This is a genomic window from Amycolatopsis sp. NPDC003865 (assembly GCF_053605345.1).
In genome coordinates this window covers 198,126-220,027 of record NZ_JBSGJA010000017.1, presented here as the reverse complement: position 1 = coordinate 220,027, position 21,902 = coordinate 198,126, and the positions used below count along the sequence as shown (strand labels likewise).

Below are 21,902 nucleotides of genomic sequence, written 5' to 3'. Positions count from 1 at the left end.
AAATTCCCCGTCTGAGGTACCTCGTCCAGCACAGGTCGAGCCCACGGAGTCATACAGCGAGTGTTGCGACGGCCCGCTGGACCCGACCGAGCGACCTTTCGATCGAACGCTCCCGAGACCTCGGCGCTCACCAGCACCACCGGACCGTGCTCCTCCGTCTTCTTGCCACTTCTGGGCTCTCCCCTGACAAAGGAGGGAGGCGTCGCGTGGCGCCGGGCTCTCGGGCATAATGCTGGAGAACTTGAACGCGACGGAGAGGCTGGTCCAGGTGAGGCTGCCCGATGTGGAGGTCCAGGGAGATCTGATCGATCTCACCCGAGTACCTCTCGGTGAACTTCGTGGGCTCCGCACACCGGAATTGAAATCCGCGATAGCCGTCGTTCTCGAACGTTCGAAACGGGCCGAACTGGATGACATCCAGGGGCAGGGGCAGGTATAGCGGGTGAGGATCTTCTGCGGGGTGATCGGCGCAGCCGGGGTCCGTCTGGTGGCCGAGGAGCCAATCGGATGATTCCGACGATTTCTCGGCATCGCCTCATGTCGTCGTCCTTCACCGAGTTCTGCTCTGGGCCTGTCGGTAGGCCGGTGATGGAAGACCTCCGGGCGATGCAGCTCAGTCGTCGCAAACTGTTGTTGCGGTCGCTCGCCGAGATCGCGGGAGACGCTTCGGGTGTGCCCGAACTGTCTTCGAGTTTCGGGAACGCGTGGGACATCCTCGCCGCCGCCGAGCGGTGCGACCCGTCCGTGGTGGAGGAATTGCTGCTGCATCCGTCTGTGGGGGTGTGGCTGGCCGGCGCCCTGCGCGCAGCGGCGGCGGACCGGCTGTGTCTTGCGGACATCGGCTATCTGTCATCGGTGGCGGCGGCCGCCGCCGTCCGGTGCGAGATTCCTTGCACGGTGGATGTTCCCGTGGTCGATGACACGATCACCTTGCCGACCGTTGGCCAAGCCCGGCTGAACGGGGATACCGGTGTCACGAGCACTGTGGTGCGTGTGTCCGAGGCGGGGACGGTGATCCATGTCGGACGCACCCGGCGACTGCCGATCGGTGGTTCGCCGCCGGATGCGGTCCTCGCCATCGAGCCGGCCGATTCGATCGAATGCGAGCGCGACGGAGTCCGGCTCCGTGTCGAACTTGACGACCGAGGACCGTATCGCGAATTCTCCGAGCCCATCCCGCCGCGTCCACTCGACTCCGGTGAACGGCAGGCGTGGGAGAGTCAGACGGGTGAAGCCTGGGATTTGCTTGTCGCCGATTACCGTGGATTCGCCGAAGAGCTTTCGCAAGGCATTTCGACGATCGTCCCCCTGGGCCTGGGGAGTCCGATACTCGGAGCCTCGTCGTCGGTGGCATATGGTGCCGTAGCTGTCTCTCGCAGAAGTTCTGCTCCCGAGCTCGCGGAAGCACTCATTCACGAAATGCAGCATTCCAAGCTCAACGCTCTGTTCGATTTTACCGAGCTATCATTTCCCGGAACTGAGGATCTGGGTTATGCCCCATGGCGTGATGATCCGCGCCCGATCGGTGGTTTGCTTCACGGCGTTTTTGCTTTCACCACGGCGGTCGAGTTCTGGCGGGGGCAGCGAGGCCCGGCAGGTAATGGGCGTGGCCTGGCCGACTTCCATTACGCGTACCGAAGGTGGCAGGTCCGGCACACGCTCGACTCGCTGGCCGGGGCGGAGGGCCTCACCGCGTTGGGACGGGAGTTCGTCGACGCGGTGTCCGGCCGGCTCGACCTCGTCGAACACGACGATGTGCCGGGCGACGTACTCGACGGCATCCGCAAGATGACGCGCGAGCATCGAGCGTACTGGCGGGCCCAGCACCTCCGCCCTGATCCCCGCCGGGTGATCAGGTTGGCCGCGGCGTGGACCGTCGGCGACCTGGCCTCGGACGTCTCGTCCGTTCGTCCGGAGGTCGTGCCGTGTCATCGACACATTCCAGCGTCGAAACGCCTCGGCATGCTGAAGACCCTCATCATCGACGGCATCGATCCAGCCGAAGGACGTGGCGAGTCCGATGCCGACTCGGCCTACGTCAACGGGGACACCATGGCGGCCCGCAACGCGTACGAGGCCGAAATCCGCTCGAGCCCTGATGACGACCGAGCGTGGCTGGCGTTCGGTCTCGCCGGAGCCACCTCGGAGGAGAACGCACTGGTCCTCGTCCCGGAGATGGTCCTGGCCGTCCGCGACCGGCTGCTCGCCGGGGGAGAGCGGATCGACGAGCCGGCGAAGCTGGTGGCCTGGCTGGACACCGCTCTCGACTGCTAGACGCAGTCGAGGTCTCACCGGGCGGTTACAGCTGCATCGTGTCGGTATCGCAGTTGGCGCGCTCTGACCTGACGGCCGCCAAGACGGCGGGGTGTCCCTCGCCCAACGCGGCCCGCAGCTGCACGAGGGTATTCCCGTGCAGAATCGCGGCTTCATCGTCGCGCCCCATGGCACGCAGGTCGATCGACAGGTTCACCGCGATCGCCAGCGTCGCGGGGTGATAAGGGCCGAGCACCCGGGCCGACCGCTCCAGGCCGGCGACGTCGAGGTCGTGCGCTTCGTGGATCCGGCCCAGCGCCGCCAGGTCGCTTGCCAGGTTGGTCACGCACACCATCGTCGACGGGTGGTCATCCCCGAAGACCTGCCGCAAAGAGGCGGTTGTCTGCTTGTCGAGCTCGTAGGCCTTCTCCAGGCTACCGATCAGCCGCAGGATGATGCCGAGGTTGATGGCCGCCACGAGCGTGAACGGGTGCTCCGCGCCGTGCGTTTCGACGAACAACCGGTGGCTCGACTCGCCGAGGTCGAGTGCGCTGGCGAGATCGCCCTGGTGCCGCAGGTCGGCGGCCATGCACATCCTCGACGTGATCGTGTCCAGGTGCCGGTCACCGTGCCGCCGCCGGTAGCGCTCGACGCACTCTTTCGAGAGTTCGTACGCACCGTGGTGGTCACCCGCTTTGCGTCGCGCGACGGCGAGGTTGCGCATCGCGCCGATTGTCCTCGGGTGGTCCGCACCGATGACTTCCCGCTGCCGGATCAACGTCTGTTCCTGGAGATCGCAGGCATCCATCCAGTCGCCACACTCCCGCAGGTCCATCGCCCAAGCGTTCAAGGTGAGGAACGTGTCGACGTGTTCCTCACCGAGCACGATCTTCTTGCGCCGCCAGACGTCTTCGTCCAGATCGCGGGCTTCGAAGAACTTGCCGACCAGGCGCAACGTGCCGGCCAGGTTGTTGCCCGCGGCCAGCGTCGCGGGGTCGTCTTCACCGAGGACTCGCTTGGACCGTTCGAAGATGTCCTCGCCCATCTCCAGTTCGCGGTCGAACCGGCCCAGCGACCGCATGTCCTGGCGCACCGCGTTGGCGACGGCGAGGAAGAGTTCGTTCTCCTCCCCCATCGTCTCCTTCACCAGCTCATACGTGCGGGTGTTGAGCTTCCGCGCCTCCTCCATCCGGCCGAGCCGCCACAGCGAGACCCCTTGCAGACGGGCCATCGACAGGGTGTCGGGGTCGGTCTCGCCGAACATGTCCTGCCACTTCTCCAGTGCCTCGCGCGACGTCTCCCGGGCACCTTCGTAGTCGCCGGAGCTGACGAGGTAGCGGACCAGGTTGACCATCATCCGGCGCACCCAGGCGTCGGACTGGCACTCCATCATCCGCGACACCATCGCGTGCGGGAGCAGCTCGGAATATGTCTTCCAGTTCGCCGAGTTCTCCGGGTCGTTGGGGTCGCCGTGCACCAGCAGCACGTGCACCGCGTGCCGCATTTCGTTCTGCTCCGTCTCGGTCAGCTGGTTCTTCAGCACCGTCTGGACCAACCGGTGCAACTGGAGGGTGTTGCTCCGGTGGTCCAGCCTCGCCAGGCTGTACCGGCTGATCTCCCGGATCGCGAGGTTGAGCTTGATCGGCTGACTCAGCGCCTCGGCGAGAGCGTCCGGCACCGGCGCATTGCGCACGGCGGTGAAGAGACTGCGCGAAATAGGCTCCGGCCCGAAGAAGGCGCAGACCTGGAGCAACTGCAGGGCAGCCGGATGCGAATTCCGGAGCCTGGCCAGCGGGACGTTCCACGCCGCCGCGACGGAACGCTGATAGTCGGGGGACTCGAACTCCGCCGTCAGCTCGGCGAGGTTCTGATCGAGCAGCTGCAGGTATTCGGCCACCGGCATACCGGTCTGTGCCCGCCACGCCGCGGCCTGTTCGACGGCCAAGGGCAGGTCACCCAGTGCTTCGGCGAGGACGTCGGCCTCCTCGTCCGTGATCTGCCCGCTTGCCTTGCGGAGCAGCTCTTTGCTCTCCTCGCGGGTGAAGAGATCGACCTCGACCGTCCGTGCCACTCCGGACCACTGTGAGTTCCGTGACGTGACGATGATGTGCCCGCTGTCGCCGGAGATCGCCGGGAAGAAGGGGCTCACGATGTCCGGCCGGTCCGCGTTGTCGAACACCAGCAGCCAGCGCGAGTACGGCTCACCTTTCCGCAGTGCTTCCAGCACTCCCGGAACGGCCGCATCCGCGGTGCCCGGTACCTGAAGGCCGAGACGTTTCGCCAATTCGACGAGGCTGCTCGCGATCTGCGAGGGCTGTTCGGCGGGAATCCACCAGATCACGTCGTATTCGTTCGCGTGTCGGTAGATGTACTCGACCACCGTCTGCGACTTACCGACGCCGCCCATGCCGTGCAAGGCCTCCGGGAGCACCGCCATCGCCCCGAATCCTCGGACGAGCCGGTCCCGGAGCTGCTCCAGTAGCTCGATCCGGCCTACGAAATCGGGATTGCGCAGCGGGATCGAGCCCCAGATCTGCGGCCGGACGCGCGCTACTTGCCGGTTCTCGTCCGGTGACGTGGCAGCTGGATTCGTCACGGCTTCCTCTCCTCTGGACGAGAACCTGCTGCTTGGAGTTCGCTCACGCGTTCCTCGTCCGGCCGCGGGCGTCCGGCCCGGGCCACCTCGACCTGCGGACGTCCCCGGGCTTTCGTCTCGTCTCAAGGAGTATCGCCGGGTGCGGAGGTGACCGCTCGTCCAGGCCGCCGGTTGCAGGTCCACTTCAAGTTGTTTGGCACGAAGCATGTACCGCCCGGACAGGGCGCGGAACACTGCCTCCTGCACTCGCAGGTAGGGAACATTCTCCGGTGACGGGAAGAGGTGGGCTGTTGTGTCCGGGTCGTCGACAGCGGCTCGGTAGTTCCGCAGGGCCGGGATGTCCTCGCCCGCCAAGTCATCGAGGACACGGACAACGCGCACCGTCGTGTCGCGGCGCCCTCCGGAGAGTAGTTCCGCGCGGATCCCGTCGCGGAACTCGAAGGTCACCTCGGCGGGATCGGCTGAGCGTTCGGTGCCCGGCAACCGGCGGAGCAAGTTGCCGAGCAACACTTCCGCGAGAACCGAGAGGCCGGCACCGGGCAGGAGCACCCGGTGGACGAGCCGCATCATCGGCAGGTTCAGGGGTGCGGCCGCCAGCAGACCGGCGAGCTGGAACGCGGAGGCCGAAGCGTACGTGCGGAACTGCAGCACCTGTTCCCGTGGCGTGAGCTCTGGCGGCGGAGGCGCTGGGTCCTCTTCGGCAGGCGGCTGCCGGCCGGGTCCGCGGCGAGCGAGCACCGCGGTCGTCTCGAGCGATCCGCCAGTGGAAATGAACTCCGCCCAGCCGGCCAGCCATTCCTCGGAGAGCCCGAGCACCGGTACAGCGACAGCGTCTCCGGGGGACCTCTGAGCCTCGTCCTCGCCGTGCCCGCGGTACCGCACCTGAAACAGGCGGTTGGGCGCGGCCGGCGTCGGCGCAGACAGGCGCATCCGGCTCGGTGAGAGCCCGCCCCAGGTCCACAACCGCTGCGGCAACACGTGTAGCACTGCGACCGGCATGGTCGTCGTCCACCCAGCCAGCATCTGCTGCGCGGTACCGTCTCGCCAGCTCGCACCGATGGCGTCGGTCAGGACCAGGATGAGCCTTCGGCCGGTGGGGTCCGTCAAGTCCTTCGGGCGGTAAGTCGCTTCAACCGCGCCTTCGGCGCGAAGGCGCAGCTGGCCGGCCGACGGTCGCGAGCTGTCGAAGAGGTAGGTGCGCACGTCGCGGAACGCGCCCTGCCGCCGGGCCAGGTTCCGGAACTCCTCCACCGTAGGCCGCCAGATCTCCATCGAAGGAGCGGCGTCGACGACGAGCACGAGTTCGAGCCGGTGCCACGGTACGGGCTGCCACACCGGCAGCCACATGCCGTCCTCCGCCGCGCGGACAGCGGTGGCTTCTTCGTTGAGCGCCTGGTCCCACGGCGACGGCGAAGTTCGCATCAGGGGCCGCAGTGCTCGCGCGATCTCCCGGGCTTGGGGCAGGGCGGGCGCCGCAGGCCACTGCTGGGTGGCCGTGGCGCTGCCGGCGTCGGCATGGACGCCGATGGCCCGCAAGAAGCGATCCGATTCGAAGGTGCCGCTTCCGCGGTCGATCGACGGGCCCGCGGGCCCAGTGCGCTCGCCGGCGGTGGGCGGAGCCGGGCTGGTGGCCGAGAACGACGAGTCGTCGGCGGAAAGGGGAAACGGTGGTTCGCCACCTCGGCCGGCTTCTCCCGGGGCCGGGCTCAACCGGGTGGCGAGCCACAAGATGTCCCGCACTTCGCGCCAAGTGAGATCACCGGTGCGCAGCGAACCGGACTGCTCGAAGAGCTTGTGCGCGCCGGGCGGCTTTTCCGCCGCTGCGCCGGTCACTCCGGTTCCAGTGACGCCAGCGGGTGCCACACGGCCTCCAGCAACTCCCGCCATTCTTTTTTGTCGGTCTCGTACGCGCCGGAAGTGGCGAGCTGACCCGCGAGGTGGACCGCGTTGAGCAGTTGATCCGAAGCGAGACCTCCGACTTGGTCACTGCGTTCGAGGAACGCACGAACGAGCTTCGTGACGTCCAATCCGGACGTGTCACCGAACTGGGCGGCCACCATCATGCCCAGCTGTTCGGCGGTCGGAGGCCGCATTTCCAGTTGCAGGCAGCGGCGGAGGAAGGCCGGCGGGAACTCCCGTTCTCCGTTGCTCGTGATGATCACGACCGGGAACGCGCGCGTGCGTACGCGGCCGTCAGTCACCTCGGCCGTTCCGCCGCGGTCGTGCGTGTATACGGTGACGGTCGGCCGCTGCTTCGCCACCCTCACCAGCTCCGGAATCTCGTAGTCGCCGTCCTCGAACACGTTGAGCAGGTCGTTCGGTAGGTCGATGTCGCTTTTGTCGAGTTCGTCGATGAGCAGGACACGCGGCAACTCGAACGGTAGTAGCGCGGTGCCGAGAGGCCCCAAGCGAACGAAGTCGCCGATGTCAGCTTGTTCGTCGAAAGGTGTCCGTGCTGCCTGGACCCGTCCGATGGCGTCGTAGAGGTACAGTCCGTCCTTGAGCTGAGTCCGGCTCGATATCGGCCACTTCAGCACCGGACCGAGTCCGAGCTCGGTGGCGACGAGGTAGGCGAGGCTCGACTTCCCGGTACCCGGGCGTCCGGTGACGAGGAGGGGACGTCGGAGGTACAGTGCGGCGTTGACCATCAACACCTCACGCGGGTCGGGCACGCGGGGAACCGTCCGTTTCCCGCCGATTCGCCTGATTCCTTCGCCCCCGTCGTCCGCGGGAATCTCGACCGTGCCGCGGCCGTCGAAGGTCCGCCAAGGCGGCGGAGCCGGCAGTGCTGTCACCGGTTCCTGGGCCGTCAGCCCGGTTCCGCGGTACACCGGCCAGTCACCAGCCCACTCCGGCGTCCTCGGCTCGGTCATGCGCTCGCCACCACCTCAGGCGCAGCGGCTGATCCCGGTACGACGAGGCGTTCGGGGTCATCCCACATCATGACCAGGCGGTTTCCGATGTGGTCGGCCGAGGGACCTCGGCCGAACGCGGCCAACCTGACCAGCCGCAGGCGTTCGAGCAGGTGGTTCGCGTCGTTGGCGTGCAGTATCTCGTTCACGGTTTGGAAAAACTCCTCTGAACGGCAGTTCTCACGGTGCCAGATCATGATCGGGAACCCGGCTCGGAGGCCGACTGCGATCTCGTCGTCGTCGCTGTTGCCGGCGATCGGGCGGGGCGGGTCGCCGAGGACGAACGCGATCAGCTTGGGAAGGGATTCGAACCGCGACGTCAGCTCGTGGAGACTGGGTGGCTCTCCGCGGCAGTTCCAGAAGCCGGACTCGACGGCGATGGGGCCGCCGGTGCCGGCCTGGTCCACCAGTTCGCTCCAACGGGCGTACCACGCGCGGTGCCACTTGCGGAGCTTCATCCGCTCGAGGCTGCGCACGGCCACGGGGAAGTGGCAGCCGAGTGGTAGTGGTGTGCGCGCGTCCGCCTCCCACGGCCACTGGTCGACATCCAGATGCAGAAGGTCTCGAGAGAGCACGAAGTCGATGTGGATTGCCGGGCCGTGGTGTGCCCAGTCCGATTCCACTTTCTCGGCCAGGACCGCGACCCGGTGGCGGATCTCGTGGTAACCGCCGACGAAGTCGTCCCCTGGTTCGGGGAACCACCCTTCGGAAACGTCGAGCTGGCGCCAGTGCGAGAGCCGGAAACGATCACCGGTCGGACCTTCGGGCTGCAAGAGGAATACGAGGTAGGCTTCGGTTTTCCGCTTCGTCTGGACGACGGACCGGCGAAGCGCCATTTGAGCTCGGAACGTGCGCAGCTCCGCCGTCAAGTTCATCCGGTCGGTCTTCTCCTCTACCCACAAGCGCATTTTGGCGGCGAGGTCCGGCCGGGTTTTCGTGGCCAAGTGCTCGATGAACATGAGACTCTTCGGCAATCCGTCCGGCCCGGAGTTGAGCGTTTCCAAGATCAGGAAAGCTTGAGTGGCCGAGACGCCAGGGGAGACCGGCGGGCAATCAAGTCCGGCGACGTCGTGGTAGATGGCGGCTGTCCCCGCGAAGCTGACCCCGGAAAGCAAGCTGAACAACTGGTTGCGCTCCTCGTCCGACCAGGTCTCCAGGGCGGTCATGTCGAGGATGATCTGACGGACGGACGCCAGCGCCGTCGTGCCGGGCTCGATCTGGCTCAGGATGGCCAGGAGCTTGACCAATCCGTCCGGTCGCCGCCGGCAAGCATCGACGATCGCGAGCAAATGCAAGGTCGTCTGCGGGTACTCGGTTACGGGTAACAGGTGGTCGAACTCATCGGAGAGCAGCGCCAGAACCAGTCGCCTGCTGTTGAGGTCGGCGAGACAGGACATCTGGTGCAAAGCCCGGACGAGTGACCACAGCACGCCCCCGCTGGGTGCGCCACCCGCCATCGCAAGCCCTCCACCGTACTTTTGGGGACAGAGCGTCATCTTAGCGAGAATCGCGCACGGAGGCGACTGAACGGACGGCCTAGGCTGAACGGGTTAATTCAGTTGTCGCGCGTTGCTGTGGCGGTGAAGATCGATTGACGGTATCGAGATGTTATCGGTGATTTCCACCGAGCGTGAAACCTCGACGGTCTTCCGGGGAAATGCCTCGGCGAACGGGAGTAGCGGCCCCGGCGGGGGACCGGGGCCGCCGTCAGCTCACGCGTGGCGGAAGCACAACGTTCCCCACTGGAAGCCCGCTCCGATCGACGACACCACGTACGTGTCGCCCTGGCGGACGTCTCCGGCCGCGAACCGGGAATGCAGTGCCGTGAACACCCCCGCCGAGCCGGTGTTGCCGAGCCTGTCCACCGTGATCGGTGCCCGGGCGCGGGGGATGCCGAGCTTGTCCAGGGCCGCCGTGATGATGTTCAGGTTCGCCTGGTGCAGGAAGAAGTGCGTCACCTCCTCCACCGGCACCCCCGCCTCGTCCGTCGCGCGGAGGATGCTGTCCGGCAGGCACCTCGTCGCCGTCTCCCACACCGCGCGGCCGTTCATCTTCAAATACGCGCCCGGTGACGGGATTTCGACGTCGTAGGACAGCTCCGCGCCGAAGTCCCAGCCCAGCAGACCGCCCTGCGGCGAGGACGCGCGCGTCAGCACCGCCGCTCCTGCCGCGTCGCCGAAGAACACCCTCGTCGTGCGGTCCGCCGGGTCCGTCACGCGGGACGCGCAGTCGGCCGCCAGGACCAGCACCGTCCGGGCCGCCGACGTCTGCAGCAGGTGCGCCGCCAGGAACAGCGCCTGGACGCCGTTGGCGCACGCCGCCTGCGTGACGTCCAGGGTCAGCGCGCGGTCCGCGCCGAGCAGCTCCTTGACGATCAGCGCCGTCGACGGCAGCGGCTGGTCGTAGGTGTACGTGCCGACGATGACGGCATCGACGTCGCGGGCCGTCAGCCCGGCGGCCGCCAGTGCCGGACGGGCCGCCGCCGCGCACATGTCCGACGTCGACCGGTCCGGGGCCAGCCGGCGCCGGACGCGGATGCCGGTGCGGCTGACGATCCACTCGTCCGAAGTGTCCAGTGTGGACGCGAGCTCGGCGTTGGTCACCACGTCGGGCGGCAGGTGGACGCCGGTGCCGGCGATCGCCACGGGGACGGACAGGGCGCTCACCGGACACCACCGGCGTAGACGTCGCGCGACGGGTGCAGCTGCTCGGCGAGGTCGGTGTAGAACCGGCCGGACGCGCAGGGCCGGCCGAGCAGGACGCGCCGGGCCGCTTCGCCGCAGAGCGCGCCACCGAGCGCGACGCCGGACGCCAACTGTGGCCAGCTGCTGAGCGTCCGGCCCAGCTCGCCGAACGACGCGGCCAGCTCCGGGCTGATCCGCTCGGCGTCGACCATCGCCAGGATCAGGTCCGCCTTGTCCTCGGGACCGAGGTCGAGCAGGTCCACGGACTTCACGTCGCCGAGCAGCCCGTGCAGCAGCGGCCGGCCGGGCTCGGTGTCGAACCGCTCGACGTCGAGCATGCCGCGGTCGTTGCAGTCCATCACGACCGGGATGCCGAGGTCGCGCGCGTACTCGCGGGCGGCGATCTTCACCCACGGCGTGTCGCACTCCTCGACGAGCAGGTCGAGGCCGCCGCCGAAGAAGTCCTCGATGGTGTCCGGGTTCAGGCCGTCGCGCTGGATTTCGATGTCGAGGTACGGGTCGATCTCGACCATCTGGCGAGCCGTCAGCACCGCCTTGTTGACGCCGAGGTCGTGCACCCCGGCGCGCAGCCGGTTCAGGTTGGACAGCCCGAACGCGTCGAAGTCGGCCAGCTTGAACGCGCCGCCGATGCCCTCGAGCGCGAAGGTCAGCGCCGCGCTGTTGCCGACCGACAGGCCGATGACCCCGATCTTCTTGCCGAACAGCCGGCGCTGCTCGGGCCGTTCGATGCGGCCCCGGTTGCGGTCGGTGCGCACGAGCCGGAACTCCTCGCGCGGCAGCAGGTGCACCAGGCGGCCCGACCACGGGTACCACGCCCAGGTCCCGTACGCCCACTGCGGTACCCCGGCCAGCTGGTCCCGCTTGAGGCGGGCGATTTCGGTGTCGTCCCGGCAGGACGGTTCGCGGCTGCGGACCAGCTCGGTCAGCTGCTCGTCGATCGTGTCGTGGACTTCGCGGACGTCCCCGGAGGCCAGCAACGCGTCCAGTGCGTCGTCCGCGGTGTGGAGCACCGGACGCCAGACGTCGCGGTCCGGCGCGCTGGTCGGCGTGATCGGCGCGCGCCGGCCGGCCGGCGGCACGGCGACCGGCTCGGCGGCCCGGCCCGCGGCGATGACGGGGAACTCGTCACGCAGCCGGGTCACGAGGTCGTGGTGGCGGCCGGCGCCGTCCGCCACGCGGTGCAGCAGGATCACGACGTCTTCGGTGTACCGCGGGACGTACCGGCGGGTGCCGCGCACGGGCCGGAACCCGAACCGCTCGTGGAACCTGTCCTGGCCGTCCTTGGTGCCGGACGTGCCGATCATCGCCTGAGCCCCGAGGTGGTGGGCGGCGCCGATCGCCAGCGCGTTCAGGTACGACCCGAGGCCGAGTTTCCGGGCGCGGTGCTCGACGACGAGCCTGCTGTGCTCGAACACGGCCTCCTCCGGAAGACCTTCCGCGGCCAGCAGGTCTTCGTACCGTTCGTCCCCGAGGAACTCCCGTGACTGGAAGGGGACACCCGTGTCCGGTGTGGACAGCCGGATGTACCCCAGCGGCGGCCCGGCGGGACTGCGGCGGGCGATGAAGTGCCAGGCACCGAAGTCGAGGGCCTGGTCGTCGGTGTGGCCGCCGTCGGCGCGGCGGAAGGCCGGGCGGCGGCCGTGGTCGAACAGGATCCGCGCGCGGAGTTCACGGACGGCGCCGAGCATCGAGGGGTCGCCGGTGCCGGGGAACGCGGTGACGTGCCAGTCCGGCGCGGGCGCGCCGGGGTGGTCCAGGTGGGTCAAGTGTCGCCTTTTCTCCAGGAGGTGCGGGCGGAAGCGCCCGGGCAGAGACCCGGCCGGAAACGTGGTCCGGACCAGGGCGGGCGGAACAGTAGCAGCGGCCGCGAGCCCCGGTCCGGCGACGTCGTTCGCCTGGGAAATCCTTTACTCACAAGGATTCTGACGCCTGGTGATGATCGCTACCCGCCGGGGACGGTGGTCGGCACCGGTTGTTGACTCGATGGGGTGGCGGTCCGTTTCGGACAGCGACGGGCGCGTGCACGGCCTTCCCGCGGTTCGTGGCGAGGCTTCACCCCGGCGGGGGAGAGATGATCCCGCGCGGGCTGTCGATCCGGCCGTGTCCCGTTCGACGCACCGGTGTAGCCCACCCGAGGAGGGAGTCCGCGATGACCGGACCGATCAGGCTGTACATGACGACGTCGCTCGACGGCTTCGTGACCGGGCCGGACGACCGGCCGGGCCAGGAGCTGGGCCGCGGTGGCTTCCGGTTGTTCGACTGGCTCGACGACCGGCACGGCGACGGGCCGAGCGCGGGGGTGTACGCCGAAGCCATGGCGACCGGGGCGATCATCTCCGGACGGCGGACCTTCGAGCTGGCCGGCCGGTGGGGCGGTGACCACCACGACGGCGTCCCGATCCACGTGCTGACCCACCACGTCGACCCGTCCGACACCCCGCCGGGGAGCGCGCGGTTCTTCACGGATGTGGTGGCGTGCGCGGAAGAGGCGCGCGCGGCGGCCGGTGGCCGCGCGGTCATGGTGCACGGTGCGGCTGCCGCGCGGGCGTTGCTGAAGGCCGGGCTGCTGGACGAGCTGGAACTGCACGTGGTGCCCGTGCTGCTCGGCGGCGGCCGCCGGTTGTTCGGGGCGGGGGATCGGGTCGAGCTGGAGCTCGTCCGGCAGCTGACCGACCGCGACGTGCTCCACCTGCGCTACCGCGTGCGCCGGTGAGCGGCGCCCGGTCCCGGGTGCGCGGACCCGGGACCGGGCCGGTCGTCAGCCGGCGTCCGGGAAGTGGATGTCGGCGACGTGGACGTCCACCGTGGCCACCTCGAGGCCGAGGTACTCCTCGACCGCCTCGATCACCTGGACGCGGATCTGCTCGGCGAGGGTCTTGACCGCGCGGCCGAACTCGACCACCAGCGTGACGGCGATCGTCGCGACCTCGCCGTCGACCTCGACCGACGTGCCCGCCTCGTCGAGCTCGTAGACGCCCTCGGCGCCGCGGGCGACCCGGATGACGATCTTGCTGACGACGCCGTCGGCGACCGTCGTGCTGCCGCGGGTGCCCGCGGCGGGCCGCGCGGCTTCTTCGGCAGGTGCCTCGACCTCTTCGACCGCCGGCGCCTCGGCTTCTTCGGAAACCGCTTCCCCGGTGTCCTCGCCGGACTCGCCGGCCTCGTCGGTCTCTTCCGCCTCGTCGGTGTCTTCGGCGGTGTCCACTTCCGACCCGGCCTCGTCGCCGTCCCCGGTCTCGGCGGCGTCGTCTTCGGTCTCAGCCTCGGCGGTGTCCTCGACCGGCTCGGCGGCCTCGGTCTCCGTCGTGCCGGCGTCCACCGTCTCCGTGGCGGTGGTCCCGTACTCGTAGCTCTCTGAACTGGGCGTTTCGTTCTGGGCGCGACCGAAGATGCTGTTGATGACGTCGGACATGATTTCCCCTTTTCGGGATCGTCGACTGCGGATGGGGGACGAGCAGACGGCGACATGATAGGGGCACGCCGGTGACCGGGGTCACCGGGTCCGGAGTTCGAGACTCGCTTGTGTCCCAACGGATACCCGTTGACTGGACCACTGATCACCCTGCGTCAGGCCGGGTTCGCCGGACCGTGATCGCGAGCCGGAAATGGCGTCCCGGAATTGTCCACTTTCCGGCGGGCGGACAATTCCTTCACCCCGCCCGGAATAGGCCGGGCGGAATGCTCGACCCCAGCGCCCGGTAACCCGCGGGGTTGAGGTGCAGGTGGTCGCCGACGTCGTAGGCGGGCAGCAGGCGGGCCGGGGCCGCCGGGTCGCGGGCCACCCGGTCGAAGTCCAGAACCGCGTCGAAATGCCCGCGGATCCACTCGTTCACCGACGTCCGGGCCGCTTCGCGCGCGGGGTCGTCGTAGCCGGTGTTGCCGCCGAACGGGGTCAGCGTCGCTCCGTACACCCGGATGCCGGCCGCGTGGGCGCGCGTCAGGATCTGGTCGTACCCGTCGATCAGCTGCGACGCCACGTCCGCCGCGGCGGACGGCGGTGCCGTGCCGATGTCGTTGACGCCCTCGAACACGATCGCCCACGACACGCCGCTCGTCGCCAGCAGGTCGCGGTCCAGCCGGGCCAGGACGTTCGGGCCCAGCCCGTCCTGCAGCACGCGGTTGCCGCCCGCGGCCTGGTTCACGACGGCCGCCGGGACCCGCGCAGCCAGCACGTCCGGCCAGCGGTCGTTCCCGTTCGTCGTCGAGCCGCGGCCGTCGGACAGCGAGTCGCCGATCACCGCGACCGCCGAGGCCGGGGACAGCACCTCGACGCCGCTCAGGAAGTACCAATGGTCCACCGGGGTCGCACCCGGGAGGTCGGGCGCGGCCACCTGGTCGCCCGCCACCAGGTAGGACGTCGTGCGCGAGCCCGGGTGCGACGTGATCGACAGCGACGCCTGGCCGTGCGCCAGGTACGTCGTCACCGTGATGTTCTCGAAGGGACGGACCGGGAACGGCAGCGGGTCGGACACCACCTGCGCGCCCACCGGGACCGTCGTCGACGGCTTGCCGTGGAACGTCACCGGGACGACGCTGCCCGGCACCACCGCGGACACTCCGGCGGCACCGCCGGCCGGCCGGGCCACCGAAACCGCGGTGAGCGGCAGGGCAGCACCGCCGAAGGCGTTCGAAAACCGCAGCCGGATCCGGGCTCCGCCGGCGGAAACGTGCGCCGTCTGCCGCAGGGAAGCGTTGTCCAGCACCCGGTCGGCACCCGTGAAGGGCGCCGGCGGCATGTTGGCCGGTTCCGTCAGCTGCGGCATCGACGTCCACGTCGCCACCCAGTGCGACGCGGGCGGACGCCCGGACGCGCCCACGAACAACGCGGTCAGGACCGCGAGGCAGAAGACCGCCGCGGTGCGCTTCACGAGCCGAACTCCGGCGTCATCACCCGCTCGACACCGACGTACCGGCGCTCGCCGGTCAGCGTGCAGTGCAGGGTCGCGACGATCTGCTCGCTCGAGGTGCCGACCCGCAGTTCGACGTCACCGGGCTCGACCAGGCGACGGCCCGCCCGGCCGGTGTAGGACGTCAGATCCGCGTGCAGCCCGATGTCCACGACCACCGTCGACCCCGGCTCGACCGAAACCCGCCGGGCCGCGATCAGCTGGCGCTCGGGCCGCGCGACCTCCGCGACCGGGTCGTGCAGGTACACCTGGACCACTTCGGACGCCGTGCGCGCGTGGTCGTTGCGCAGGGTCACCCGGACCCGGCAGACGCCGTCGGTCGGCCACAGCGAGCCGGTCGCGCTCACGTCGGACCAGGTCACCGGCGTGTAGGAAAGCCCGTGCCCGAACGGGAACAGCGGCGAGGGGTCGACCGTGCTGACCTCGCTGCGGCGCCCGAGCGGCGCGGCGAGGTACGTCGACGGCTGGCTCGCGCCGGCCGCCGGGAAGCTCACCGGCAGCCTGCCGGCCGGGTTGATCCGTCCACTGAGGACACCCGCCAGCGCCGGGCCGCCCTCCTCGCCGGGGTAGAACCCGCAGACCACGGCCGCCAGGCGGTCGATCTGCCGCGAAAGCTCGTACGGCCGCCCCGACAGCAGGACCACCACGACCGGCTTCCCGGTCGCGAGCAGGGCTTCCAGGAGCTCTTCCTGGCGGCCCGGCAGCCGCAGGTCGGCCGCGTCGCAGCCTTCGCCGGACGTCCCGCCGCCGAACAGCCCGGCCAGGTCGCCCAGCACCGCCACGCACACCGACGCCGAAGCGCACGCCGCGACGGCTTCGGCGATCCCGTCGTCGTCGCCACCGGTGACCGGGCAGCCCAGCGCGTAGGTGACTTCGAAGGACTCCCGCAGCGCCTCGACCACGGTCGGCACCGAGACGCCGAACGGGACGTCGGGGTGGTGGACGCCGACGTGCAGCGGGAAGGAGTAGCAGCCGAGCATCGCGCCGGGCTCGTCCGCGCGCGGGCCCACCACGGTGATCCGGGCGTCCGCGGCCAGCGGGAGAGTCCCGTCGTTGTGCAGCAGGACGATGGACTTCTCGGCGACTTCCCGGGCCAGCGCCCGCGAACTGGCGTCGTCGAGGTCGATCTCCTCGGGCACCTCCGGCGCCCAGTCCGCGTCCAGCAGGCCCAGCTCGCACTTCTGCCGCAGGACCCGTTCGAGAGCGCGGTCGACGGCGGCGGCGTCGACCGCGCCCCCTTCCACCGCGGCGAGCAGCGGCTCGCCGTAGCAGTCCATGGTGGGCAGTTCCACGTCGATGCCCGCGGTCAGCGCCTGCCCGGCCGCGTCGCCGCGGTCGGCGGCGACGCCGTGCAGCCGGTGCAGGAACGCCACGGAGAAGTAGTCCGAGACGACGGTGCCGGTGAACCCGTAGGTGTCGCGCAGCAGCTCGGTCAGCAGGGCCGGGTCGGCGGCGCCGGGGACACCGTCGATGTCGGTGTAGGTGTTCATCACCGACCGGGCGCCCGCGCGCAGCGCCAGCTCGAACGGCGGGAGCAGCACGTCGGCGATCTCCCGCGGCCCGGCCGAAACGGGCGCCAGGTTGCGCCCGGCGCGCGAGGCGGAATACCCGATGAAGTGCTTCAAGGTCGCGATCACGCCGGCGGACTCGAGCCCGGCGACGTACGCGCTGCCGATCGCCCCGACCAGGTACGGGTCCTCGCCGATGGTCTCCTCGACCCGGCCCCAGCGCAGGTCGCGGGCGACGTCGAGAACCGGCGCCAGCCCCTGGTGCACGCCCAGCTCGCGCATGGTCCGCCCGATCCGCTCGCCCATGCGGCGCACCAGGTCCGGGTCGAACGTCGCGCCCCAGGACAGCGGCGCGGGGTAGATCGTCGCCTGCCACGCGGCCAGCCCGGTCAGGCATTCCTCGTGGACGACGGCGGGGATGCCGAACCGGTTGCTGGAGACGATCTGGCGCTGCGTGCGGGCGAGGCTGCGCGCGCCGATCAGCGGGTCGACCGGGCGGGTGCCGAAGACACGGGTCAGCTGGCCGATGCCGTGGCGGACCAGGTCGTCGAAGTCGACCGCGGGGTCGTCGAAGTCGTGCTGGTGCGGCGCCACCTCGCCGCCGGAGTCGATGCCGACCCAGATGCCGTAGAGCTGGCCGAGCTTTTCGCGCAGGGTCATCCGGTCGAGCAGGGCGCGGACGCGCTCGCTCGCGTCGGCCGCGGGGTCGCGCCACGGCTCGGGAGCCGTGGTGGGCTGCGTGGTCAAGGCTTTCCGCCCTTCGTCGGGAGGGTAGAGGAGTTCAGGAAAGAGCCCGGGTCGAGTGCCGCACCACGAGGCCGGTGTCGAGGGTGACGTGGGTGCGCTCGACCTCGTCGCCGTTGATCAGGGCGATGAGCATGCTGATCGCCCGGTGGCCCATCTCGCGGATCGGCTGGTCCACTGTGGTCAGTGGCGGGCTGCAGAGCGCGGATTCGGGGACGTTGTCGAAACCGACCACCGAAAGGTCGTCGGGCACCGAGAGCCCCAGCTCCCGTGCGGCGCCGACGGTGGCGATGGCCGAGATGTCGTTCGCGGCGAACACCGCGGTCGGCCGGTCCGGGCCGGTCAGCAGGGCGTGGGCCGAGGCGGCGGAGACCTCCGGGTCGTACGCGCCGATCCGGATCAGGTTCTCGTCGGCCGGCACGCCCGCGGCTTCCAGGGCGCGCAGGTAGCCCGCCTTGCGCAGCGAAGCCGATTCGAGGTCGGGGCGGCCGGCGAGGAACGCGATCCGCCGGTGCCCCAGATCGAGCAGGTGCTCCGTGGCCAGCTGCGCGCCCCGCAGGTTGTCGGAGTCGATCGTGGGCAGGTGCGAGGGCCCGGTGTGCGGGTCGACCGCGACGACCGGCGTGCCGGGCACGGCCTCCAGCGAGACCGCCGGCGTGACCAGCACCGCCCCGTCGACGAGAGTGCCGGAAAGCCGTGACAGGTAACGCTTTTCCCAGCCCGACGGGTCGCCGGTGCGGCCGCCCGCGGAGTAGACGACCAGCTCGAACCCGCTGCCGCGGATGGCGTCCGCGGCTCCCTTGAGCAGCTCGGTGGAGAACGGTTCGAGGTCGGCGACCAGGATCCCGATCACGTTGGTCCGGTGGTTTCTCAGGCTCTGCGCGACGAGGCTCGCCTCGTAGCCGAGTTCTTCGATCACCGCGCGGACCTTCGCGAGCGTCGCGGCGGAGACGCCGTAGCGCTCGTTGATCACTTTGGACACCGTGGCCACCGAGACGCCGGCCCGGGCCGCGACGTCACGGATGGTCACCCTCGAACTGGGCTGCATCGGCTCAGACTAACCATGGAAAACGTTATCGACAACGATTGACATCCGATTTGCCCCGGAGCAGACTCTTCGCCAACCCGGGCGCAGTCGCGCCCCGTCCAACTCGGCCGAAGTCGTCAGGAGTGGACCCACGATGTCTGTCAAACGCCGGATCCCCGTTCTCGCCGCCCTGGCGGCCGTCGTCCCGCTCGCGCTGTCGGCGTGCAGCGGGGGGAGCGAAACCCCCGCCCAGCCGAGCGGCCCGGTCACCCTCACCTGGTGGCACAACGGCACCACCGACCCGATCAAGTCGATCTGGGAGAAGGTCGTCACCGACTACCACCAGGCGCACCCCGACGTCACGATCAAGGCGCAGCCGCTGCAGAACGAGGACTTCCCCACGAAGGTGCCCCTCGCCCTGCAGGGCGCCGAGCCACCGGACGTCTACCAGTCCTGGGGCGCCGGTGACCTGGCCTCGCAGATCACCTCGGGCAAGGTCGCCGACATCACCGACGCCACGAAGTCGTGGATCACCCAGACCACCGGCAAGTTCGGCGAGAACTGGCAGGTCGACGGCAAGCAGTACGGCGTGCCGTTCGAGCAGCACTTCGTCGGTTTCTGGTACCGCAAGGACCTGTTCCAGCAGGCGGGCATCACCACCCCGCCGAAGACGATGGACGAGCTGAACACCGCCGTCTCGCAGCTGAAGGCCAAGAACATCGCGCCGATCTCGGTCGGCGGCAAGGACCGCTGGCCCGATGCCTTCTACTTCAACTACTTCGCGATCCGGGAATGCTCGGTCGACGTGCTCAAGCAGTCGGTGAAGGCGGTCAAGCTCGAAGACCCGTGCTGGACGAAGGCCGGGCAGGACCTGAAGAGCTTCCTGGCCACGCAGCCGTTCCAGACCGGGTTCGCCGGCACGCCGGCGCAGCAGGGCGCGGGCAGCTCCGCCGGCCTCGTCGCCAACGGCAAGGCCGCGATGGAACTGCAGGGCGACTGGGAGCCCGGCACGATGTCGGCGCTGACCGACGACAAGCAGCTGGACTCGAAGGTCGGCTGGTTCCCGTTCCCGTCCGTGGCGGGCGGTCAGGGCGACCCGGCGGCCGTGCTCGGCGGCGGCGACGGTTTCGCGTGCACCACCCGCGCGTCGAAGGCGTGCGCGGACTTCCTGCAGTACCTGGGCAGCGAGCCGGTGCAGACGCAGCTCGCCGCGCAGGGGGCCGGCCTGCCCGTCAACACCGTGGCCGCGAAGTCGCTGAAGACCGACACGCTGCGGGCCGTGTACGACTACGGCACGAAGTCGCCGTACCTGCAGATGTACTTCGACCGGGCGTTCCCGACCGCGGTCGGTGCGGCGCTGAACGACGCGGTGGCGAACATGTTCGCCGGCCAGGGCACCCCCGAAGGCATCGTGACCGCCGTCAACCAGGCCGCGGCGGGCAACAAGTGACCACGGCGACGACCCCGGTGCGGACGGCGCAGCGCCCGTCCGCACCGGCGGTCAGCGCCCGCAGGAAGCGTCCGAGCCTGCGCAAACGGCTCGAGCTGGCGCTCCTGCTCGGGCCGGCGCTGCTGCTGTTCGCCGGGTTCGTCCTGGTGCCGATCGGGATCGCCGCCTTCTACAGCCTGTTCAAGTGGAACGGCTTCGGCCCGCTCGACGACTTCATCGGCTTCGACAACTACGCCGACGCCTTCAGCGGGTCGGTGTTCCAGGGCGCCATCGTGCACAACCTGATCATCGCGGGGCTGTCGATCGTGGTTCAGCTGCCGCTGTCGATCGGGCTGGCGATGCTGCTCAACCGGAAGCTGAAGGGCCGGGCGGTGCTGCGCGCCCTGGTGTTCGCGCCGTACGTGCTCTCGGAGGCGATCACGGCGGTGATCTGGGTGCAAATGCTGCAGCCGAGCGGGTTCGCCGACCAGGTCCTCAAGGGTGCCGGGCTCGGCGGGCTGATCCACCAGTGGGTGGCCGATCCGGGCATCGTGCTCTACACGATGTTCGCGGTGGTCACCTGGAAGTACATCGGCTTCGGCATCATCCTGCTGCTCGCCGGTCTCCAAGGGGTGCCGGCCGAGCTGCGCGAAGCCGCCGCGCTCGACGGCGCGTCCGCGTGGCAGACCACGCGCCACGTCGTGCTGCCGCTGCTCGGGCCGACGATCCGGATCTGGATCTTCCTTTCGGTGATCGGCTCCCTGCAGCTGTTCGACGTCGTGTGGATCATGACGTTGGGCGGCCCGGCGAACGCGTCGACGACGATGGCGACCTACCTGGTCGACCACGGCTTCAAGCGCTACGAGTTCGGGTTCGGCTCCGCCGTCGCGGTGATCCTCTTCGTCATCTGTTTCGTGTTCGCCCTGCTGTACCAGCGGTTCGCGCTGCGCCGCGACACCGAGGGCGCCCTGACCAGGATGGTGGGCTGATGCGTTCGCGCAGGTTCGGCATGGCGACGGGGTACCTCGCGGCGATCGTCGTGCTCGCCGTGACCGTGGTGCCGCTGCTGTTCGTCGTGCTCGGCGGGTTCCGCACCAACGCCCAGATCAACAACGACCCGGCCGGGCTGCCCGGCCCGTGGGTCACCGACAACTACGCCTCGGTCATCGGCTCGAGCGCGTTCTGGACCTTCCTCGGCAACAGCGCGCTGATCGCCGTGATCGCGACCGGGGTCGCCGTCGGCCTGGGCTCGATGGCCGGGTACGCGCTGTCGCGGTACCAGTTCAAGGGCCGCGAAGGCTTGTACACGCTGTTCACGCTCGGCTTGCTCTTCCCGCTCACGGTGGCGACGCTGCCGCTGTACCTCTGGCTGCGCCAGCTGGGCATGCTCGAGAGCTTCTGGGGCGTGGCGATCCCCGAGGCGGCGTTCTCGCTGCCGGTGACGATCGTGATCCTCCGCCCGTTCATGCACGCCATCCCCGGCGAGCTCGAAGACGCCGCGGTGCTCGACGGTGCGAGCCGGCTGGGGTTCTTCTGGCGGATCCTGCTGCCGCTGTCGACGCCCGCGCTGACCACGGTCGCCGTGCTCGCCTTCGTCACCAGCTGGAACGCCTACCTGCTGCCGTTGCTGGTGTTCAACGACTCCGCGCACTTCACCCTCCCGCTCGGCGTCGCGCAGTTCCAGTCCCAGTTCTCGCAGGACACCGCCCGGGTGCTCGCGTTCACCGCGCTGTCGATGATCCCGGCACTCGCGTTCTTCGTGCTCGCCGAACGGCGCATCGTCGGCGGGCTGACCGGATCCGTGAAGGGCTGACTCAGGAG

14 protein-coding genes are annotated in these 21,902 nt (G+C 69.4%); 5 read left to right on the top strand and 9 right to left on the bottom strand.

The annotated features are described in order from the left end of the window. Positions 1-507: 507 nt before the first annotated feature. Entirely contained in the window at positions 508-2,274 is a 1,767-nt protein-coding gene (locus ACWEVP_RS34410) for an HEXXH motif domain-containing protein (protein WP_452066750.1), read from the top strand. 25 nt (positions 2,275-2,299) lie between these two features. Here ACWEVP_RS34410 and fxsT read toward each other — a convergent pair whose 3' ends face one another. The 5 genes from fxsT to ACWEVP_RS34385 all read right to left on the bottom strand — a co-directional run bounded on the left by fxsT (position 2,300) and on the right by ACWEVP_RS34385 (position 12,232). After that, entirely contained in the window at positions 2,300-6,736 is a 4,437-nt protein-coding gene (gene fxsT, locus ACWEVP_RS34405; RefSeq protein ID WP_452066749.1) for an FxSxx-COOH system tetratricopeptide repeat protein, read from the bottom strand. Beyond that, positions 6,679-7,722 carry an AAA family ATPase gene (locus ACWEVP_RS34400; RefSeq protein ID WP_452066748.1) on the bottom strand — a complete coding sequence of 348 codons (1,044 nt, stop codon included), beginning with the start codon at positions 7,720-7,722 and terminating at the stop codon, positions 6,679-6,681. The genes fxsT and ACWEVP_RS34400 overlap by 58 nt, the downstream gene beginning before the upstream one ends. After that, on the bottom strand, positions 7,719-9,257 hold the full coding sequence (locus ACWEVP_RS34395) for a VMAP-C domain-containing protein (RefSeq protein WP_452066747.1): 1,539 nt from the start codon (positions 9,255-9,257) through the stop codon (positions 7,719-7,721). Before ACWEVP_RS34395 ends, ACWEVP_RS34400 begins: the two co-directional genes overlap by 4 nt. A gap of 216 nt (positions 9,258-9,473) precedes the next feature. Further along, entirely contained in the window at positions 9,474-10,427 is a 954-nt protein-coding gene (locus ACWEVP_RS34390) for a 3-oxoacyl-ACP synthase III family protein (RefSeq protein WP_452066746.1), read from the bottom strand. Continuing rightward, the gene (locus ACWEVP_RS34385; RefSeq protein WP_452066745.1) at positions 10,424-12,232 is read right to left on the bottom strand and encodes a ThiF family adenylyltransferase; all 1,809 of its coding nucleotides are present in this window, start codon (positions 12,230-12,232) and stop codon (positions 10,424-10,426) included. Before ACWEVP_RS34385 ends, ACWEVP_RS34390 begins: the two co-directional genes overlap by 4 nt. A 383-nt stretch (positions 12,233-12,615) precedes the next feature. Between ACWEVP_RS34385 and ACWEVP_RS34380 the strand changes: the two genes are divergently transcribed. Beyond that, positions 12,616-13,179, top strand: a complete 564-nt coding sequence (locus ACWEVP_RS34380) for a dihydrofolate reductase family protein (protein ID WP_452066744.1) — start codon at positions 12,616-12,618, stop codon at positions 13,177-13,179. 45 nt (positions 13,180-13,224) lie between these two features. On the opposite strand, the gene ACWEVP_RS34375 is transcribed toward ACWEVP_RS34380, so the two are convergent. The 4 genes from ACWEVP_RS34375 to ACWEVP_RS34360 all read right to left on the bottom strand — a co-directional run bounded on the left by ACWEVP_RS34375 (position 13,225) and on the right by ACWEVP_RS34360 (position 18,673). Next, complete coding sequence (locus tag ACWEVP_RS34375; protein WP_452066743.1) at positions 13,225-13,878, bottom strand: Asp23/Gls24 family envelope stress response protein; 654 nt, start codon at positions 13,876-13,878, stop codon at positions 13,225-13,227. A 238-nt stretch (positions 13,879-14,116) separates the two neighbouring features. Further along, entirely contained in the window at positions 14,117-15,334 is a 1,218-nt protein-coding gene (locus ACWEVP_RS34370; protein ID WP_452066742.1) for an SGNH/GDSL hydrolase family protein, read from the bottom strand. Further along, positions 15,331-17,628, bottom strand: coding sequence for a beta-xylosidase/alpha-l-arabinosidase (locus ACWEVP_RS34365; protein WP_452066741.1), 2,298 nt, complete (start codon positions 17,626-17,628; stop codon positions 15,331-15,333). The genes ACWEVP_RS34370 and ACWEVP_RS34365 overlap by 4 nt, the downstream gene beginning before the upstream one ends. Before the next feature lie 34 nt (positions 17,629-17,662). Then, a complete protein-coding gene (locus ACWEVP_RS34360; RefSeq protein WP_452066740.1) occupies positions 17,663-18,673 on the bottom strand; it encodes a LacI family DNA-binding transcriptional regulator in 1,011 nt (336 codons plus the stop codon). 133 nt (positions 18,674-18,806) lie between these two features. On the opposite strand from ACWEVP_RS34360, the gene ACWEVP_RS34355 reads away from it, so the two are divergent. Genes ACWEVP_RS34355 through ACWEVP_RS34345 form a run of 3 tightly spaced genes read left to right on the top strand, consistent with a single transcriptional unit; the run spans position 18,807 to position 21,894 of the window. Continuing rightward, positions 18,807-20,102, top strand: coding sequence for an extracellular solute-binding protein (locus ACWEVP_RS34355; RefSeq protein ID WP_452066739.1), 1,296 nt, complete (start codon positions 18,807-18,809; stop codon positions 20,100-20,102). Next, positions 20,099-21,070 carry a carbohydrate ABC transporter permease gene (locus ACWEVP_RS34350; protein WP_452066738.1) on the top strand — a complete coding sequence of 324 codons (972 nt, stop codon included), beginning with the start codon at positions 20,099-20,101 and terminating at the stop codon, positions 21,068-21,070. The genes ACWEVP_RS34355 and ACWEVP_RS34350 overlap by 4 nt, the downstream gene beginning before the upstream one ends. Then, positions 21,070-21,894 (top strand): carbohydrate ABC transporter permease, encoded by an 825-nt coding sequence (locus ACWEVP_RS34345; protein WP_452066737.1) that lies wholly within the window; start codon positions 21,070-21,072, stop codon positions 21,892-21,894. The genes ACWEVP_RS34350 and ACWEVP_RS34345 overlap by 1 nt, the downstream gene beginning before the upstream one ends. Positions 21,895-21,902 lie beyond the last annotated feature (8 nt).

Coding starts and splice junctions, on each gene's coding strand:
- ACWEVP_RS34410 (WP_452066750.1), top strand. CDS start 508: ATGATTCCGACGATTTCTCGGCATCGCCTCATGTCGTCGTCCTTCACC.
- fxsT (WP_452066749.1), bottom strand. CDS start 6,736: ATGGCGGGAGTTGCTGGAGGCCGTGTGGCACCCGCTGGCGTCACTGGA.
- ACWEVP_RS34400 (WP_452066748.1), bottom strand. CDS start 7,722: ATGACCGAGCCGAGGACGCCGGAGTGGGCTGGTGACTGGCCGGTGTAC.
- ACWEVP_RS34395 (WP_452066747.1), bottom strand. CDS start 9,257: ATGACGCTCTGTCCCCAAAAGTACGGTGGAGGGCTTGCGATGGCGGGT.
- ACWEVP_RS34380 (WP_452066744.1), top strand. CDS start 12,616: ATGACCGGACCGATCAGGCTGTACATGACGACGTCGCTCGACGGCTTC.
- ACWEVP_RS34375 (WP_452066743.1), bottom strand. CDS start 13,878: ATGTCCGACGTCATCAACAGCATCTTCGGTCGCGCCCAGAACGAAACG.
- ACWEVP_RS34360 (WP_452066740.1), bottom strand. CDS start 18,673: ATGCAGCCCAGTTCGAGGGTGACCATCCGTGACGTCGCGGCCCGGGCC.
- ACWEVP_RS34355 (WP_452066739.1), top strand. CDS start 18,807: ATGTCTGTCAAACGCCGGATCCCCGTTCTCGCCGCCCTGGCGGCCGTC.
- ACWEVP_RS34345 (WP_452066737.1), top strand. CDS start 21,070: ATGCGTTCGCGCAGGTTCGGCATGGCGACGGGGTACCTCGCGGCGATC.